Source organism: Streptomyces tendae (genome assembly GCF_014650435.1).
Taxonomy (GTDB): Bacteria; Actinomycetota; Actinomycetes; order Streptomycetales; family Streptomycetaceae; genus Streptomyces; species Streptomyces tendae.
Genome location: NZ_BMUY01000004.1, coordinates 221,735 through 238,516, shown reverse-complemented (window position 1 = coordinate 238,516; position 16,782 = coordinate 221,735). Strand labels below are relative to the sequence as shown.

Annotated in this window: 19 protein-coding genes; 10 read left to right on the top strand and 9 right to left on the bottom strand. The window is 73.5% G+C overall.

The features are described from left to right. Together IE258_RS13140 and IE258_RS13135 are read left to right on the top strand one after the other, a co-directional pair. Positions 1 to 618, top strand: a complete 618-nt coding sequence (locus IE258_RS13140; protein WP_189743026.1) for a hypothetical protein — start codon at positions 1 to 3, stop codon at positions 616 to 618. Positions 619 to 687: 69 nt separating this feature from the next. Continuing rightward, positions 688 to 1,704, top strand: a complete 1,017-nt coding sequence (locus IE258_RS13135) for a homoserine dehydrogenase (RefSeq protein WP_189743024.1) — start codon at positions 688 to 690, stop codon at positions 1,702 to 1,704. A 34-nt stretch (positions 1,705 to 1,738) separates the two neighbouring features. Here the strand turns inward: IE258_RS13135 and IE258_RS13130 are convergent, their stop codons facing one another. From IE258_RS13130 to IE258_RS13120, 3 genes are all read right to left on the bottom strand, one after another. Then, entirely contained in the window at positions 1,739 to 2,728 is a 990-nt protein-coding gene (locus IE258_RS13130) for an NAD(P)-dependent alcohol dehydrogenase (RefSeq protein ID WP_189743022.1), read from the bottom strand. Between the two features lie 85 nt (positions 2,729 to 2,813). Continuing rightward, on the bottom strand, positions 2,814 to 3,740 hold the full coding sequence (locus IE258_RS13125; RefSeq protein ID WP_189743020.1) for a GNAT family N-acetyltransferase: 927 nt from the start codon (positions 3,738 to 3,740) through the stop codon (positions 2,814 to 2,816). A 74-nt stretch (positions 3,741 to 3,814) separates the two neighbouring features. Further along, the gene (locus IE258_RS13120; RefSeq protein ID WP_189743018.1) at positions 3,815 to 4,429 is read right to left on the bottom strand and encodes a dihydrofolate reductase family protein; all 615 of its coding nucleotides are present in this window, start codon (positions 4,427 to 4,429) and stop codon (positions 3,815 to 3,817) included. A gap of 163 nt (positions 4,430 to 4,592) precedes the next feature. Between IE258_RS13120 and IE258_RS13115 the strand changes: the two genes are divergently transcribed. The 3 genes from IE258_RS13115 to IE258_RS13105 all read left to right on the top strand — a co-directional run bounded on the left by IE258_RS13115 (position 4,593) and on the right by IE258_RS13105 (position 8,299). Continuing rightward, positions 4,593 to 6,815 carry a bifunctional glycosyltransferase/CDP-glycerol:glycerophosphate glycerophosphotransferase gene (locus IE258_RS13115; RefSeq protein WP_189743016.1) on the top strand — a complete coding sequence of 741 codons (2,223 nt, stop codon included), beginning with the start codon at positions 4,593 to 4,595 and terminating at the stop codon, positions 6,813 to 6,815. 101 nt (positions 6,816 to 6,916) lie between these two features. Continuing rightward, on the top strand, positions 6,917 to 7,663 hold the full coding sequence (locus IE258_RS13110) for a DUF1838 family protein (RefSeq protein ID WP_189743013.1): 747 nt from the start codon (positions 6,917 to 6,919) through the stop codon (positions 7,661 to 7,663). A gap of 45 nt (positions 7,664 to 7,708) precedes the next feature. Further along, complete coding sequence (locus tag IE258_RS13105) at positions 7,709 to 8,299, top strand: DUF998 domain-containing protein (RefSeq protein ID WP_159323614.1); 591 nt, start codon at positions 7,709 to 7,711, stop codon at positions 8,297 to 8,299. A gap of 19 nt (positions 8,300 to 8,318) precedes the next feature. Here the strand turns inward: IE258_RS13105 and IE258_RS13100 are convergent, their stop codons facing one another. After that, positions 8,319 to 8,681: a hypothetical protein gene (locus IE258_RS13100; protein ID WP_189743012.1), complete on the bottom strand. Its 363-nt coding sequence runs from the start codon at positions 8,679 to 8,681 to the stop codon at positions 8,319 to 8,321. A 111-nt stretch (positions 8,682 to 8,792) separates the two neighbouring features. Here IE258_RS13100 and sigJ point away from each other — a divergent pair, with 111 nt between their 5' ends. Both sigJ and IE258_RS13090 read left to right on the top strand, forming a co-directional pair. Continuing rightward, on the top strand, positions 8,793 to 9,692 hold the full coding sequence (gene sigJ / locus IE258_RS13095) for an RNA polymerase sigma factor SigJ (RefSeq protein ID WP_189743010.1): 900 nt from the start codon (positions 8,793 to 8,795) through the stop codon (positions 9,690 to 9,692). Between the two features lie 53 nt (positions 9,693 to 9,745). Next, positions 9,746 to 10,348, top strand: coding sequence for a GOLPH3/VPS74 family protein (locus tag IE258_RS13090; RefSeq protein WP_189743008.1), 603 nt, complete (start codon positions 9,746 to 9,748; stop codon positions 10,346 to 10,348). A 51-nt stretch (positions 10,349 to 10,399) separates the two neighbouring features. On the opposite strand, the gene IE258_RS13085 is transcribed toward IE258_RS13090, so the two are convergent. Then, positions 10,400 to 10,783, bottom strand: a complete 384-nt coding sequence (locus IE258_RS13085) for a hypothetical protein (protein WP_003978453.1) — start codon at positions 10,781 to 10,783, stop codon at positions 10,400 to 10,402. Further along, a complete protein-coding gene (locus tag IE258_RS13080; RefSeq protein ID WP_189743006.1) occupies positions 10,783 to 11,022 on the bottom strand; it encodes a hypothetical protein in 240 nt (79 codons plus the stop codon). Before IE258_RS13080 ends, IE258_RS13085 begins: the two co-directional genes overlap by 1 nt. A gap of 149 nt (positions 11,023 to 11,171) precedes the next feature. Between IE258_RS13080 and IE258_RS13075 the strand changes: the two genes are divergently transcribed. Then, entirely contained in the window at positions 11,172 to 12,236 is a 1,065-nt protein-coding gene (locus IE258_RS13075) for an NAD(+)/NADH kinase (protein WP_189743004.1), read from the top strand. A 70-nt stretch (positions 12,237 to 12,306) separates the two neighbouring features. Beyond that, a complete protein-coding gene (locus tag IE258_RS13070; RefSeq protein ID WP_189743002.1) occupies positions 12,307 to 13,311 on the top strand; it encodes an alpha/beta hydrolase in 1,005 nt (334 codons plus the stop codon). A 34-nt stretch (positions 13,312 to 13,345) separates the two neighbouring features. Here the strand turns inward: IE258_RS13070 and IE258_RS13065 are convergent, their stop codons facing one another. From IE258_RS13065 to IE258_RS13055, 3 genes are all read right to left on the bottom strand, one after another. Then, positions 13,346 to 14,092, bottom strand: a complete 747-nt coding sequence (locus IE258_RS13065) for a class I SAM-dependent DNA methyltransferase (protein ID WP_189743000.1) — start codon at positions 14,090 to 14,092, stop codon at positions 13,346 to 13,348. Positions 14,093 to 14,155: 63 nt separating this feature from the next. Beyond that, positions 14,156 to 15,160: a MerR family transcriptional regulator gene (locus IE258_RS13060; protein WP_189742998.1), complete on the bottom strand. Its 1,005-nt coding sequence runs from the start codon at positions 15,158 to 15,160 to the stop codon at positions 14,156 to 14,158. 3 nt (positions 15,161 to 15,163) lie between these two features. Continuing rightward, complete coding sequence (locus IE258_RS13055; protein WP_189742996.1) at positions 15,164 to 15,835, bottom strand: HEAT repeat domain-containing protein; 672 nt, start codon at positions 15,833 to 15,835, stop codon at positions 15,164 to 15,166. Positions 15,836 to 16,046: 211 nt separating this feature from the next. Between IE258_RS13055 and IE258_RS13050 the strand changes: the two genes are divergently transcribed. Then, positions 16,047 to 16,766, top strand: coding sequence for a phosphatase PAP2 family protein (locus IE258_RS13050; protein WP_189743593.1), 720 nt, complete (start codon positions 16,047 to 16,049; stop codon positions 16,764 to 16,766). Positions 16,767 to 16,782 lie beyond the last annotated feature (16 nt).

Below are 16,782 nucleotides of genomic sequence, written 5' to 3'. Positions count from 1 at the left end.
ATGACCCAGGTGCCCGCACTTCCGCCGAGCGACCGCGGGGAACCCGGTGAGGTCTTCTCGGCCGGCTTCACCCTCTTCGCCGACATGCTGCTGGTGGGCCTGCTCACCGCCGTGGCCTGCCTGCCCGTCGTCACCGTCCCCGCCGCGTTCGCCGCCGCCTCGGCCACCCTGCGCCGGGCGGTCGAGGACACGGTGCCCGTCCGGGCCGGGACGTACGCCGGGCACCTGCGCGCCCGCCTGACCCGCGGCTCGCTCGTCGGCGGTCTGGCCGTGCCCCTCCTCGTCGGCATCCTGCTGGTGGAGTCCGCGCTGACCCGAACGACCCTGCCCGGCGCGGACGTCGTGGCACCCGCGCTGGCGCTGCTCGCCCTCGGCAGCGCGGTACTGGCCCTGCGTACCACCGCGCTGCCGGCACCGCACACACTGTCGCCGCGCGAGGGAGTCCTGCGCTGTGCCGCCGACCTCCGCGGCACCCTCCTGATGGCCGGCGCGGTCGTCCTGGCCGCGCTGCTCGCCTGGTCGATCCCCGTACTGATCCCCCTCCTTCCCGGCCCGCTGGTCTTCGCGGCCACCGCGGTGGACCTGCGCTTCACGGGGGCGGCACGGTCGGTGGTGTGAGAAGATCCCGAACCCATGGGTGAAGCGACACGAGCGACGGGCGCGACGCACGCGACGCATGCGACGGACATGACGGACGTGACGGACGCGCCACGGACCGGCGTGGTCCTCGCCGGGTACGGCCCGGTCGGGCGGGCCTTCGTCGACCGGCTGGCCCGGGACGGGGACACGCTCGCGCGCCGGCACGGCGTACGGCCTCGGGTGGCCGCCGTCCGGGCCAGTACGGCCCAGGGCCGGCCGGGTGCGGACGGGACGATGCCGCCACGCTCGGAGTGGGGCCCCCTGCGTCCTCTGGACGAGACCTTCGACCGCACCGGCGCGCGGGTGTTCGTCCAGGCCGTCCCGTCCTCGCCCGAACTGCGGGAGCGCGCCGCGCAGGAGGCGGTGACCGCACTGCGCCGCGGCGTCCACGTGGTGACGGCGACCAAGAGCCACCTGCTCACGCACTGGAGAGAACTCGACGCGGCTGCCCGGACGGGCGGCAGCATGATCAGGATCTCCGGAGCGACCGGGGCGGCCCTCCCGGCGGGCGACCTGGCGCGGACCTCCCTGCGCGGCCTGGACTGCCGGACGATCCGGGCCTGCCCCAACGGCACCGCCACCTTCGTGCTCGACCGCCTCGCCGAAGGCGACACGCTGGACGACGCGATCCGTGCCGCGCGGCTGAGGGGCATCGCGGAGGCGGATCCCTCGGCGGACCTGTCGGGCGAGGACGCCGCCACCAAGGTGCGACTGCTGGCCGCGCTGGCCTGGGGCTGGGACCCGGCCGAGGTGCGGGTGCGGGCGCAGCCGGTCGACGGGAGCACCGCAGGCCGGGCCCTGGAGGCCGCGTCCCGGTCCCTGCGGCTGCGGGCGGTCGCCGGTGCGTCGGTGGCCGAGCCCGGCATCGTGCGCGTACGGCTGGAGGAGACGGAGCCGGGGGACCCGCTGCACGCGCTGAACGGGCCCGAGAAGGCCGTGGTCTTCGGCTGTCCGGACGCGGGCGACGTGATCGTGAGCGGCGGACGGTCGAGCCCGGTGGGCGCGGCGCTGGCCCTGGTGCGGGACACCGTCGAGGTCGCGGCCCCGCGCGCCGGCTTTTGCTGACGACACGGGAACCGCGGCCGCCCTGGCGGGAGGCTCACGACACGGTGATCACCGTCTTGCCGCGCGCGTGGCCCTCCTCGACGTGTCGCACCGCCGCCGCGGCGTCGGCCAGCGCGAAGGTCCGGCCGACCACGGGCGTGAGCTGCCCGGCCTCGACGAGCGCGGCGACGGCGAGCAGATCCTCGTGGCCCGGCCCGTCCGGCGTCGTGGGGAGGATCGGACGCAGGCTCTGCCGCGTGACCGCGTTGACCGCCGCCACCTTCAGCGTGGCGCCGATCGCCCCGAACACCCGGCCGGGGGAGCCGCCGCCGTTGGCCACCAGGACGCCCGCCGGGGTGAGCGCCCGGCGCAGCCGGCCCAGCGGGTGGTTGCCCACGTTGTCCAGGACGACGTCGTAGCGCTCGCGTCCGTCGGTGAAGTCGTCCCGGGCGTAGTCCAGGACGTGGGCCGCGCCCAGGGAACGCACCAGGTCGGCGTTGCCGGCGCTGCACACCCCGGTGACCTCCGCCTCCAGGAGCGCCGCGATCTGCACGGCGAAGGTGCCCACTCCGCCGCCCGCCCCGTTGACCAGCACCCGCTGCCCGGACCGCACCCGGCCGACGGTCCGGATGCCGCGCAGCGCGGTCACCGCGCCCATCGGCAGCGCCGCGGCCTGCTCGAACGTCAGGTCCGAGGGCACCGGCGCCAGCAGTGGTGCCGAGGCGCACGCGTACTCGGCGAAGGCACCCGGGCAGAACCCCAGCACCGGGTCGCCGGGGGAGAGCCCCCGCACGTCCGCGCCGACGCTCTCCACCACCCCGGCCGCGTCGATGCCGGCCACCCGGGCCTTCGGCCGGGTCAGCCCCATGCCGCCCAACAGCCGTGCCGCGTACGGGTCTCCGCGCAGCATGTGCCAGTCGTAGGGGTTCACCGCGGCGGCGCGCACCCGCACCAGCACCTGACCGGCCCCGGCACGAGGCCGGTCCACGTCCCGCAGCCGCAGACTGTCCGGCGGGCCGAACCGCTCCTGGACCACTGCCTTCATCGCCCTGCCACCATCCCCTCGGGGACCCTCGGGACCGATCTCGGGTCACGCGGTGAGGGCACCGTAGGGGCAGGGCCCATCGCCGTCAATGGCCGTACCGGGCGCCTTCGGCACCACGCCGGCCGGACGCCTGCGGGTGCCGGCCGGCGTGGGTGAAGTCGTACGCGCAGAAGTCGGCGAGCGGGACGTATCCGAGGCGCCGGTAGACGGCGTTGCTGGTGCGGTTGGCGGGGTCGGTGAAGAGCACCACCTCCGCCGCGCCCGCGGCCAGCGCGGCACGGGTGACCTCGGTCGTCACGGCGGCCGCGTAGCCGCGACCGCGCTGCCCGGCCGGGGTGTAGACGGGGTCGATCCGGACCTGCCCGCCGACCAGCGGGTTCGCGCCCGCCATGGAGACGGGCGTGCCGTCCGGGGTCTCCCAGAAGGTGTAGCGCTTCTCCGCGAAGCGTGTGCCGGCCCAGGACTCGGCGTCGATGGTCACCGCCTCGCCGACGTCCGCGGCGAACTCACGGCACCACCGCATGAGTTGCCCGTGCTCCCGGTCGCCCACGACCCGGCCCCGGCCCGGCGGCAGGCTCCGCGGCGGGGTGAGGGTGCCGAGCCGGTGGAGACGGGCGCCCCAGCTGCGCACGGCTGCGGCGCCGGTGTGCCGCCGCCAGGCCCCGGCGAACGCGGTGACGGTCTCGTCGTCGGACAGGACGCCGCAGGGGCGGGGGCCGGAGCCGGCCAGGTGGGCGGCGAGGGAGTCGGCCTGCCCGGGGGAGAGGGCGGTGAGGGTCAGGCGGCCGGTTGGCGGGCGCAGCAGGACGGCACGGACCGCGCCGTCCTCCACCAGCCACCCGAAGACGGTGGATCCCGCTTGCGTCGGGGCCCCGCCCCCGCCGCGCGTGCGCAACTTCTCGATCGCCGTCAGCGGAGTGGTGTGTGCGGCGGGGCGCGAGCACAGGAAGTCCCAGGCCCGGGTCAGGAAGTCGTCGAGGTCCTCGGTGAGGTGCCAGCCGTTCGGTCGCATGCCTCATGGTCCCTGAACCCGCGCGGCTCGGGGGAGCGTTCGACCAGGGGTGCGGCGGAGGACCCGGACGTACGTCAGCGGACGTCGTAGAGCAGATGCGTGGCGTTCGGGGTGGGGTGCACGCTCCGCCGGACCAGGGTGCGCGGTGTCCCGCCGGTGAACAGCGGTGTTCCGGAGCCCAGCACGACGGGGGCCAGGTGCAGGGACAGCACGTCGACCAGCCCGGCGTCGAGCGCCGAGCCGATCAGCGTGCCGCCGCCCATGAGGACGACGTCGAGGTCACCGCCGCGCTCCGCCGCGGCCGCCTCGGCACGCTCGCGCGCCGCGGTGACGGCGTCGGGCAGCCCGGTCGTGACGAACGTCCAGTCGAGGCCGGTGAGCCGGACCGAGGCCGGGGGAGAAGCCGTCACGACGACGAACGGGGGCCTGCCGACCTCCGCGGCACCGTAGCCGACGGTGTCGTCCCAGCCGTCCGGCCCGTCGACCAGGTCGAAGAGCCGGCGGCCGAGGACGACGGCGCCCGAGCGGGCGGTGGTCTCCCGCACGATCCGGCGTTCCTCGGGGTCGTCCGAGAACGCCCAGGTGTGCAGGGCCTCGCCGCCGGTGCCCAGACCGTTGCCCGGTCCGGGATCCGGCCCGGTGACACAGCCGTCGAGGGAGATCGAGATGTCCGCGATGATCCGAGTCATACAGGGTGGACCCGATGTGTCGCCCGAACTCATCGCTCGGGCCGGGGCGAATGCCGGATCCACACTTCCCCGGAACTTCACAGCACATGTACAACGTTTCACAAGCTTCGCGTGTCTCCCTGTCTGATCACGGTTCACCCACGCTTCACCTGGAGTTGTCCGCATGCCTCGGTTCAGCATCGTCGTCCCCGTGTTCAAGGTGCAGGGATACCTTCGAGAATGTCTGGACTCGGTGCTGGGGCAGTCGTACCGGGACATCGAGGTCATCGCCGTCGACGACTGCTCACCGGACTCCTGCGGCGCGATCATCGACGAGTACGCCGCCCGGGACACCCGCGTCAAGGCCGTGCACCTCCCGGAGAACGTCGGCCTGGGGAGGGCGCGCAACGCGGGGCTCCAGCGCGCGCGGGGCGACTACGTCCTCTTCCTCGACAGCGACGACTCCTACACCCCCGGCCTGCTGGAGGCGCTGGCCACCCGGCTGGACGCCGTCGGGGACCTGGACATCCTGGTCTTCGACCACGTGCGCACCTACTGGTCGGGCAGGGGCGGCCGCAGCCAGGCCGCGGACCTGATCGAACGGGCGGGCACCGACGTCTTCCGCCTCGAGGACCGGCCCGAGTACGTGCAGTTGTTCCTGGTGGCCTGGAACAAGGCGTTCCGCCGCGAGTTCTTCGTCGGGCAGGGCTTCCAGTACGCCCCCGGCCTGTACGAGGACGCGCCGGTCACCCACATGGCGATGGTCACGGCCGAGCGCATCGGCTGTCTGAACCGGGTCGGGGTCGAGTACCGCCAGCGCCGCCAGGGCGCGATCACGAAGACGCCGGGGCGCAAGCACTTCGACATCTTCCAGCAGTACGAGGGGCTGTTCGCGTTCCTCGCGGAGCGGCCCGAGCTGGCCTGGGCCACGCCCATGCTGTTCGAGCGGGCCGTGTTCCACATGCTGTTCGCGCTCAAGCGCCCCGAGCGGGTGCGGGTCACCGACCGCAAGGAGTTCTTCGAGCGCACCGCGGACTTCTACGCGCACCACGTCCCGGCCGGCTTCACGATGCCCGAGGGGCCGACCGGGGTGTACATGCGGACCGTGGCCAAACGGCTCTACCGCGCCTACCAGGCCGCCCAACTCGCCGCGCGCGCCAAGACGGCGGGACCGAACAAGGTGGTCAGGGCCAGGACCAGGGCGGGCAAGCGGGCCTACGCCGGGCTGTACACCCTGCAGCGCAGACGCTCCCCGGACCCCGGCCTCGCCGTCTACACGTCGTACTGGGACCGGCTGCCGTCCTGCAACCCGCTCGCCGTCTTCGAGAAGGCCGGGGAACTCGCCCCCGACGTGCACGGCGTCTGGGTGGTGCGCAAGGAACTGGCCGGCCGGGTCCCCGACGGCATCGACCACGTGGTGCGCGACTCGCGCCGCTACTGGGAGGTGATGGCGCGCGCACGGTACTTCGTGAACAACGTCAACTTCCCCGACCACATAGTCAAGCGCCCCGGACAGCTTCACCTCCAGACCCACCACGGGACCCCGCTCAAGCGCATGGGCCTGGACCAGCGGGCCTACCCGGCGGCCGCCAGAGGCATGGACTTCGACCGCCTCCTGGAACGCGTGGACCGCTGGGACCTCAGCGTCTCCTCCAACCAGCACTCCACCAAGCAGTGGGAGCGCGCCTACCCGGGCTCCTACGAGTCCCTCGACGCGGGCTACCCGCGCAACGACCGCTACTACGGCGCCAGTTCCGAGGAGGTCGCCGCCGTCCGCGCCCGGCTCGGCATCGCCCCGGGCCGGACCGCCCTGCTCTACGCGCCGACCCACCGCGACTACCGGACGGGCTGGACACCGTCCTTCGACCTGGCCCGGCTGGCCAAGGCCCTGGGCGACGACTTCGTCCTGCTGGTCCGCACCCACTACTTCGACGCCCGGAGCCCCGAGTTGAGCGACCTCGCCGAACAGGGCGCCGTCCTCGACGTGTCCCGCCACCCCTCGGTCGAGGACCTCTGCCTGGCGGCGGACGCGCTCGTCGCCGACTACTCGTCCCTCACCTTCGACTACGCCAACCTCGACCGGCCCATCGTCATATACGCCGACGACTGGGAGATCTACTCGCAGGTCCGCGGCGTCACCTTCGATCTCCTCTCCGGCCGGCCCGGCGACACCCCGGGGGCGGTCGCCACCACCGAGGACGAACTCGTCGACACCTTCCGCAGCGGCCGTTGGCGCGGCCCCGAGGCCACCGCCCTGCGCGCGGCCTTCCGGGCGCGCTTTTGCCAGTACGACGACGGCCACGCCGCCGAGCGCGTGGTGCGCCGCTTCTTCCTCGGCCAGGACGCGGGTCCGGCGGTCGTCCCGCTCGAAGACCGCACTCCGGCGCCGTCACCGGCCCTCGGCTGACCGGGACGCGTCCCGTCCCGGAACGGAAGCTTCCGGCCGTTTCCGGGGCGGGACGTGTCGTTTGCCGCCCGTCAGGGGTGGCGGTCGCGCAGAGTACTGCCATGACGACACCCGTGCAGTCGCTCCGCTCCCTCGCCCGCACCCGGGCCTCACTCGACGGCGAAGAAGTCACGTACTGGTGGTCGGGAAACGTGTACGCGTGGTCTCCCGACGAGCCCTACGAGCACGTCTTCGGCTTCGAAGGGGTCAACGTCGCCCGCCTGGTCCAGGACGCCGAGGACGGCCCGGACGCCTACCGGCTGCTCACCCGGGAGGCCGCCTTCTACCTGGACCCCGCCGCCCGCGAGATCCTGGAGACCTGGCGGGACCTGCCGGTGGTCCACGTCTGGAACGACCCGGCGAACCAGAAGTGGCGCCCCTTCCCGGTCCCGACGACCGACCTCGGCGCCCAGGTCTGCTTCAGCCTGGAGATCCCGCTCGCCTACCCCTCGCCCCTGCCGGTGGCCCAGTACCCCCTCCACTCGGCCGGCGACACGTACCGGGCGCTGGAGCTCTTCCAGTTCTTCGCCCACCGCGCGGACCTGGCCGGCCCGGCCCCCAGCGTCCCGGCGACCATGTCGTGGACCCGGATGTCCCCGTGGCTCCCGTGGATGGCCCGAGGGCAGCGGCCCGGCGGCCTCACCTTCCACTGCCGGGGCCGCAAGCTCGGCTCCTACGCCGAGGTGCCCGAGCGCACCCGCGCCTACATCGCCGACCACCAGCCGCGGTTCGCGCGGGCGCCGGAGAAGTGGAGCGAGCCGAACGAGACGAGCTGGACGTACTTCCGCACCCTCAACCCGCCCGTGTGAGGACCATGGGCACGGTGCCGCAGGAGGGCGCTTTATGGTTGCCTGATGCGATTTGTTCCCCGGTGGGTGCTGCTGTCGTCGGGATGCGCACCCGTGCTGCTGATCGCAGGCTGGACCGGCGCCGCGCACGCCGAAGGGTCCTCCTACGATCCCGTCACGCAGACGATCAGCGTCCTGGGGTCCTACGGGGCCGCCGGGTTCTGGGTGATGACGACGGCCTTCCTGGCCCTGGGCGTCTGCCACCTGCTGACCGCCTGGGGGCTGCGGACCGCCGCCACCCCCGGACGCGTCGCGCTGGGCGGAGGCGGTCTGGCCGCACTGGTCCTGGTGGCGCTCCCCGCGCCGAGCAGCGGGGGCTCGCTGCGCCACGGCGCCGTGGTGGTGGTCGGGTTCACGCTCCTCGCGGTGTGGCCGGTACTCGCCGTCAACGGAGGTCCGGCCGCTCCCTGGGCACTGCGTCTGGCGCCCTCGATCGCGGTGACGACCCTGATGGCCGCCGGCGGGGTGTGGTTCCTGATCGAGATGGGGCGGCACGGCGACGCCGGCGTCGCGGAACGCGTCGTGACCTCGCTCCAGTCGCTGTGGCCCTTCGTGGTGGCCGCCTCCTGTCTCCGCCACGCCCGGCAACGGGCGTGATCCCGCACCGCGGGGCCGCTCAGCGCCGCGCCAGCGCCAGCACGCTCAGCCCGAACATCAGGACGCCCAGGGGAACATGGACCGACGGGACGTGCGCGATGCCGAGCACGACCTGGACCGAGGCGAGGACCAGGAAGCCGCAGGAGTGCAAGACGGGCCCCCGCGGGCCGCCGCCCGGCTTCCACGCCAGCACCGCCGCGAGCACGTACAGCATCGACGCCCCGTACATCACCCGGGCCCCGGCACTGTGCAGCGTCTCCCCGTAGGAGGCGGTCAGCAGCAGTCCTGCGGAGGCCGCCTGGAGGAAGAGGGTCAGAGTCTGCAGGGCGATCGCGATCCGCAGGAACGAGATCCGGCGCCGCGCCGTCACCTGGGTTGCCATGCCGCGGTCCTCTTTTCCGCCCCGGGGGCGATAGATCGGTAAGGTCTCACCCACCCGACGAAACGGGTCGGCGAAAGGTAAGGCCGAAAGGCAGGGCGGGGGCGGTCGGGCGTGGGGACGGCGGGGACGGGGCACGAGGCGACGGTCGGTGACCGGCGTCAACTGATCAATGTCGCCTACCGGTTGCTCGGTTCACTGACCGAGGCCGAGGACGCCGTGCAGGAGGCGTACGCGCGCTGGTACGCGCTGCCGCGCGGCAGACAGGAGGAGACGGTGTCCCCGGGCGCCTGGCTGACGACCGTGACCGGCCGCGTCTGCCTGGACGTGCTCGGCTCGGCGCGGGCCCGGCGCGAACGCTACGTCGGCGCGTGGCTGCCGGACCCGCTGCCCGCCCACGCCGAGCGGGACGGGTACGGCGCCGACCCGGCGGACCCGGCCGACCAGATGGTCCTGGACGAGTCGGTGACGATGGCCTTCCTCGTGGTCCTGGAGTCGATGACTCCGGCGGAGCGGGTGGCCTTCGTGCTCCACGACGTCTTCCGTTACCCCTTCGCCGAGATCGCGGGCATCCTCCGGCGGACTCCCGCGGCCTGCAAGCAGCTCGCCGCCTCGGGCCGGCGCCGGGTGCGCGACGCGCGGACCCGGGCGACCCCCGCCGTACAGGCCGACGTGGTGCAACAGGTCAAGGCGGCGTGGGAGCGGAAGGACATCGCCGCCCTGGTCGACCTCCTCGACCCGGCCGCCGTCATGACCGCCGACGGCGGCGGCAGGGCCGGCACCGTCCTGCGCCCGATCGAGGGCGGCGGCCGCATCGCCCCGTACATGGTCGCCATCGCCGACAAGGCCCCCGGCCTGGAACTCCTGGAGCGCTCGGTCAACGGGGCGCCGGGCCTGGTGGCCCGGCGCGACGGCGTCGTCGTGACCGTGGCGGCCTTCGACGTCGCCGAGGGCCGCGTCAGCCGTATCTGGGTGGTCCGCAACCCCGAGAAGCTGCGGCCGTGGGTAGGCTGAACCGGGTCGCGGCAGTCGTGTCGCAGCAGATGTGACAGATGGGGAGTTCCGCCATGACCACAGCGCACGACCTGACCATCGTCTCCCTCGATGTTCCCTCCGACTACCCGGTCGAGCGCGGCGACCTGTCGCTGGCCCTGGCCGGGGCGGAACTGATCGACCTGCTGGAAGCGGGGACGGTCGCGCTGGACGGCCCCCTCCTGCGACCGGTGTCGCCGGGCGTGTCCGGTGACCGGCTCCTCGACGAGGCGGCGTCGCTGGTCGGCCGGGAGCCGGCCGAGCCCGTGACGGACTGGCTGTGGCGCCGGGGCGACGGTCTGGCGGGCCGGTACCTCGCCGACGCGGGGGCCGACGACGGTGGCCGCAGGCGCCCGCTGTGGAACGCCCGGCGCGGTGCCGACCGGCCCACCCCGGCCGATCCGTCGGCCCGTCGGCGCGCCGGCGACCGCTGGACCGGCGGCGATCCGGTGCTGGTGGGTCTGGCGGCCGCGGTGGGTATCAGGCACGAGTCGGCCGACGAGGTGGCGGATCCCGAGGACGACGCGGTCGCGACGGTCGTCGCCGCGGTGCACGACGCCGTGGTGGAACTGGCCGCCACCCGGCAGCGCCGCAGCATCGAGGGAGCGGCGTTCGACAACATCTGGCGTGCGATCTGACGGCCCCGAAGTGACGGCCCCGGGACGGCCCCGGAGTGACGGCCCGGCCGGTCAGATGCGCCAGGAGCGCAGCACGTCGGCGATGTCGTAGATGCTCAGCCGGGTTTCGCGGACCTTTCTGATCAGGTCCGACAGGGCCCCGTAGGGCGGGTCGATGCCCTCCCCGGACTGGTCCATGTACTGACCGGTGACGAAGGCCGCGAAGAGGCTGTTGCGGTGCGGGAGCGGTTCGAGCCGTACCACGGTGTGCAGGAGGGCGGCCGCGCGCCAGGCGCTGTCGGGGTTGGACGCCGCCAGGGTCGGCATGCGGGTCTTGTGGCGGGCCACCGCCGCGACGAGGGCCGAGTAGTCCGTGACCGACACGTCCTCGTTGTCCAGAGCGGCGTCCTGGACGTCCAGGAGCCAAGGGACATCTATGTACAGGGGCTCGCTCATCAGGCGGCGGTGGCTCCCTCGCCGCGCTGGGACGGGGGGATCTCGTCCGGGAACGCCTCGTCGAACTCGGCGCGCAGCCGGTCCGCCCACGAGGCGGCGCCGGCCACGAACCGCTTGCGCTGCATCTCGCGGACCCCGAGGTCGTGCATGTACTGCTTGAGGCTCTTGCCCTCGGCCGCGGCCGCGGCGCGGACGCCTTCCATTTCTTCCTCGGTGAAGGTCACGTTGAGTGATGGCATACCGGCATGGTACCTACTCGGTACCTGATGCGCGACTCACCGGACGGGAAGACCGCCCCGGCATGTCGCGGCCCGCCCCGCCGCCGGGGTCGGCGAGGATTCCGTCGGTCGGGGTCCCAGGAGCGCGGCCCGGGAGCAGGGAGGCAGTGGTGACGATCGAGCGGGTCGGACTCGTGGTCCACGGAGGCCGGGCAGGCGCCGCCGAAGCGGCCCGGGAAGTCCGCGCGTGGTGCGACGAGAACGCCGTCGCCTGCACGGACATCGACGTGTGGAGCGACACCGGGCGGCACAGCGCCCGGGAGGAGGTGGACGCGGCGGGCGACCCGGACCTCGTCGTCACCCTGGGCGGTGACGGCACCTTCCTGCGCGGCGCACGGCTGGCCGCGGAGGACGACGCCCTGATCCTGGGCGTGGACCTGGGAAGGGTCGGGTTCCTGACCGAGGTGCCCGCACCGGCGGTCCGCTCCGCCCTCGACGCCGTCCGGGGGGATCACCTGGAGCCGGAGAGCCGCATGCTGCTCACTCTGCGTGCCTCCCGGCTCCTGGAGATCCCCGCGGAGATGGAAGCGCTTCTGCGGTACGGGCGAGGACCGCTGCTGCCTCCCCCGCGGATGCGGACCGACTGCGAGAGCGGCGACGAGTGGGGCATCGCCCTGAACGTCACGGCCCTCAACGACGTGGTGCTCGAGAAGCTGTCCAGGGACCGGCAGATCTCCGTCGGCGTCTACATCGCGGGCCGGCTGCTGGCCTCGTACTCCGCCGACGCGCTGCTCGTCGCGACCCCGACGGGCTCCACCGCCTACAGTTTCGCCGCGGGCGGCCCGGTCGTCTCGCCCCGCGCGGAGGCACTCGTCTTCACGGCGGTGGCCCCGCACATGACGTTCGACCGTTCCGTCGTCACCGCACCGGACGAACCCGTCGGACTGCGGATCCTGGAGCGCTCGGGCCGGGCCGCCGTGAGCATCGACGGACAGCTGCGGGGCGTCCTCGATCCGGGCGACTGGCTCGGTGTCTACGCCGCTCCCCGCAGACTGCGGGCGGTGCGCCTCGGCCCCATGGACTTCTACGGCCGCCTGCGCGATCGCATGCGGCTGACCGACGCCCCGGCCGCGGTCGCCGACGGCACGCCCGCCCCGCTCTGGCCGGTCAGCACGCCCCCGCCGGGAGACCTCGCCCACCTGGCGATGCCCCTGCCGACGGCCGAAGGCGACTGAGCCCATCGGGGGCCCCACCGCTCGACCGCGGAGCTCCCCTTCGCCCGCCACCGCCCCGAAGGAGCACGTCGTGAGGGACATCGTTCTCGAACCCGCCGCGCGGGAGTTCGCCGACGCGACCGCCGAGTCGCCGCCGCCGTACGAACTCGGCGTCGACGCCGCCCGCGACCTGCTCGACCGCGTGCAGGCACATCCCGTCGCGCAACCCGACGTGGAGGAGGAGTGGACCACCGTCCCGGCCCGTGTCGGTGACGTACGGGCCCGGATCATCAGGCCCGTCGGCCGCAAGGGCCCTCTGCCCGTGATCCTCTACGTGCACGGCGGCGGCTGGGTTCTCGGCAGCGCCGCCACCCACGACCGTCTGGTGCGCGAGCTGGCCGTGGGCGCGCGGGCGGCCCTGGTCTTCGTCGAGTACGACCGCGCCCCGGAGGCGAAGTACCCCGTCGCCGTCGAGCAGGCGTACGCCACCGCCCGGTGGATCACCACCGAGGGCGCCGCGAAGGGGCTCGACGCCTCCCGGCTGGCCGTCGCCGGGGACTCCGTCGGCGGCAACATGAGCGCCGCCCTCACCCACCTGGCCAAACAACGGGGCGACGTCGCCTTCCTGCACCAGTCGCTGTACTACCCGGTCACCGACGCGGCCCGGGACACCGAGAGCTACCGGACCTTCGCCCACGGACCGCACCTGACGGCCAGGGCCATGGAGTGGTTCTGGGACGCCTACACCACCGACCCCGAAGAGCGCGCACGGATCACCGTGTCCCCCCTGCGCGCGACGGAGGAGCAACTCAGCGGCCTCCCACCGGCGTTCGTCGTCGTCGGCGAGAACGACGCTCTGCGCGACGAGGGCGAGGCATACGCCCGCAAGCTCATCCGGGCCGGCGTGCCGACCACGAGCGTGCGCTACAACGGCGCCCTGCACGACTTCATGATGCTGAACCCGTTGCGCGCCACCCGGGCGGCCGGCGCGGCCGTGGAGCAGGCCGTCCACGTACTGAGCAAGGCCCTGGGAACCGACGGGACGGCCGGCCCTACGGCCCGAGCAGCGGGCGACCCGGGCCCAGGTGCTCCGTGATGCCGCCACTGTGGGTGTTGCCCTCGAGGCAGGGTCAAGTGGGCTTGCGCCACACGGAGATGTGCTTCGGGGAGTCCTGTGTGAACGGAGTCCCGTCCCAGTCCCCGACCCGGCGTTCGCACTCGAGCCCGGCGATCCGGGCCATCAGGTCGAGCTCGGCGGGCCAGGCGTACCTGTGCCGGGAGTTGTCGCGGCGGTAGGTGCCGTCGGCCGGATCGCGGGTGAAGTGGTTGGAGACGAGGACCTGTTCGACCAGGTCGAAGGTGTCGAAGCCGAGGTGCCGTTCGGAGACGTCGAACGGCACCGCGACCTGACCGGGCGGCAGGTACCTGAGCGGCGGCACGCCCAGCTCGATGACGAAGCGGCCGCCGGGGCTCAGATGGCGTGCCGCGTTGCGGAAGCACTCGACCTGCTCGTCCTGTGTGAGCAGGTTGCTGATGGTGTTGTAGACGAGGTAGACCAGGGTGAACTCGCCGGGGACGACGGTCGTGGCCATGTCCCCGAGGGTCACCGGGAGCGTCTCCTCGTCGGTCTTGCGCCGCAGGACCGCCGCCATGTGCTCGGAGAGCTCGATGCCCACCACCGGCACGCCGCGTTCCCGCAGCGGGACGCCCACGCGGCCGGTCCCGATGGCGAACTCCAGCGCCCGCCCGTCGCCGGCGAGTTCGGCAAGGAAGTCCAGGGTCGGTCCGAGGACGGCGGCGGAGGCCATCCCGGTCTCGGTCTCCTCGGCGTCGTAGCGGTCGGCGGTCTCACGGGTCCACAGTTCGCTGCTCGTCACGGGCGGACATACTGCCCGGCACCGAGGCGCGCTGTCGACGCAATTACGCCCGGGCCCGGGCCGTCACCGCTCCTCGCGCAGCCGGAGCAGGTACGTCGCGGTCAGTGCGACGGCACGGTCCTCGTCCCGCGACAGCTCCGCCAGCGCGCGGGACGCCCTCGTACCCGGGACGCCCGCCAGCGCCTGGGTCAGCCGGCCGCGCGCGGGTGCCCCGGTGCCGTCGTGGGCGAGACGGCCGACGAGCCCCGCCGCGATCCGGTCCGCCCTCGCGCCGTCGCCCGCCAGCACGCTCAGCGCGTCTGCGGCGTCGGTGTCGTTGCGGCCCGCCACGATCATGTCGATGAGCGTCGGGACGGCGTCGACCACACCCTGCGTCCCGAGTGCCAGTGCCGCATACCCGCGGACCACGGCGTCGGGGCTCGCGAGCGCGTGCCGCAGCTGCGCGGTGGCCTCACCACCGGGCAGCTCGGTGAGCGCCCGGACCGCACGCTCCCGCACCGCGGCCACCGGTGAGTCGAGGCCCTGCGCCAGCGGTGCCGCGGCGTCGTCGCCCGATCGTGCCAGCGCCCACCGAAGGGCTCCGGCGACGTTGGTGTCCGTCTCGCTCAGCACCGCCTCGACCAAGGCGTCCACCGGCACCGCCGCCTCGTGGACCGAGGAGAGGGCCGCGCGCTGGCGCGCGTCCGGGCTCTTGGAGCCCAGCGCCTGGAGGAGCGCGACGGCCTGGAGGACGTCCTCCCAGCCGGCCGGCCCCGCGGCATCGATCCGGAGCAGCCGGGTGAGCAGCTCGGTCTCCGCCGCGATGCGTTCGCGCGTCCGGCCGACGAGGTCGTCCACGAGTGCCGCCGGCGCGAAACCCGGTTCGTCGAGTGCCCGCCCGATCTCGCGCAGCGACAGCCCCAGCGACCGCAGACTCTCGATGTGGAAGATCCGCCGGATGTCCTCCCGGGAGTACTCCCGGTAGCCGGAGCCGGTACGGCCGGAGGGCCGCACCAGGCCGAGCGACTCGTAGTGCCTGAGCATGCGGGCACTGACCCCGGACCGTCGCGCCACCTCACCGATCAACACGCTCTATCGTCCCTCGTGACCGGAGCCGCCGAGGGCCACGACGCGCTTCGCCTCCTCGATGGCCGAAGCGAACCCGGCGTCGGAGTCGTGCAGCAGCCGCCGCGTGGCGAGCGCGTGGGCACGCACATGCGGATCGGGGGCCGCCGTCGCGGCGTCCAGAACCGCCACGACCGCCTCCTCCAGCGCTATCAGCGCCCGGCTGAGACTCAGCTGCGTCTCCCGGCCACCACGTCCCAGCTGCGTCGCCAGCGCCGAGGCCAGGGCGGGCTCCTCGCCCTCGGGCACGAGGACGACCGCGGCCCGCCAGGCACTGCGTGCCACCTCGTCGTCCGTGTCGCGGAGCACCGCCCGAGTGATCGCCGGCCACGCCCGCCGGTCCCCGATCTTGGACAGTGTGTGCAGCGCCTGGCTGCGCGCCTGTGGCCGGTCCGAGCCCACTTCGCGGACCAGCCGGGTGAGCGTCATGGACACCGGATGGCGGGTGAGCGCCCAGGTCAGCATGTCGCGGACGAAGAACTCCGGCTCGACGGCGGACCGTTCGACGAGCTTGTCCACGAAGCGCGGGTCCGGCGCCGAGCCGACCGCGAGGGCCGCGCGCAGCCGCACGGACGCACGCCCGTCCTCCAGTCCTCTGAGCGCCCGCATCGGATCCGCGTCCTGACTCGTCATGGTCATCGGGACCACCTCCTGGCCGGCAGTGAAGACCTTGTCACCGTGTCAAGGTCAAACATCCGCACAACCGCGGGATTCACGGCACGCTTTGCGCAATGGCGCGAATCGGCTGTTATCAGGCCCGGTGCAACGGCTACGGTGGGCTCGACCCGAGCGTGGGGGAGTGGGCGAGAACGTGGGAGAGTACCGCAGGTCGCCCCAGGGCGGTGGGCTGCTGACCGGTGGGCCGGAATCCGCGGTGCTGCCGCCGTCGCTGCGCGTGGCGCTGGGGCTGATCGCCTCCCTCGCCGCGCTGGTGGTCCTCGTCTTCGGGATCACGTACGCCGACGACAGCGAGCCGGGCGCGGTGGACGCGCGGATCTGGGCGGTGGTGGACGGGGCTGGGCCGCCGTGGCGGCACGTCGCCGTGGTCACGGACTTCCTGGGGGAGCCCGTTGGAGCGGTGCTGGTGATCGCGGCCGTCGTGACGGGCTGCCTGCTGCTCCGGGGGCCGCGCGCCGCGGTGTTCGTCGTGACCGGCGCCGGACTGACCGTCGGGACGACGACGCTGCTCAAGCCCGTCGTGGGGCGCACCATCCACGGCGACAACCTGTCCTATCCGAGCGGACACACCGCCTTCCTCACGGCGATCGCCCTCATGGTGTCGCTGCTCGCGGCAGGCCGCCTCGGCCTCGGCCGGACGGCCGGCACGGCGTTCGTCTTCGCCTCGGGGCTGGTGGCCGGCGCCACCATGGGCTGGGCGCAGGTGGCCCTGGGCTCGCACTACGCGACCGACACCCTGGGCGGCTGGTGCACCGCGCTGGCGGTGCTGCCGGTGAGCGCCTGGCTGGTCGACCGGACCGCCGACCGGCTGGCCGACCGTACGGCGGCCGGCCGGCCGGCGGACGAACCCGCCGACCGGAGAGCCAACGCCGGTCGGCAGGAGTGCCACTGACACGGTGCCGGGACGC